Below are 230 nucleotides of genomic sequence, written 5' to 3'. Positions count from 1 at the left end.
GATTTCGACGCGGAGTACGCCCGTGACCGCAGCGACGAGTAGAAGACCGCCGCCCTCACCGCGCCGCGCGAGGAGGCGGCGCGCCCCGGGCTCTGGGAGGCCGAGCCCTGGGGCGAGAGCCTCGAGGACCGCGGCTCGCAGATCACGTTCTCCGCGCGCGGCCAGCAGGCCCCACGCGGCGCGAAGCATGGGTGGGACCCGACGGGTTCGAAGCGCGGCGCGCTACGCGA

The 230-nt window shown here is 75.2% G+C and carries 1 pseudogene; it reads left to right on the top strand.

Annotated elements, in window-relative coordinates:
* A pseudogene (locus KVS71_RS20175) lies at positions 1-230 on the top strand (HAD family hydrolase); the annotation flags it as partial.

Source organism: Microbacterium sp. GbtcB4 (genome assembly GCF_019091465.1).
Taxonomy (GTDB): Bacteria; Actinomycetota; Actinomycetes; order Actinomycetales; family Microbacteriaceae; genus Microbacterium; species Microbacterium paraoxydans.
The sequence above is the reverse complement of the archived record's forward strand: the minus strand, read 5'-3'. Positions and strand labels throughout refer to the sequence as shown.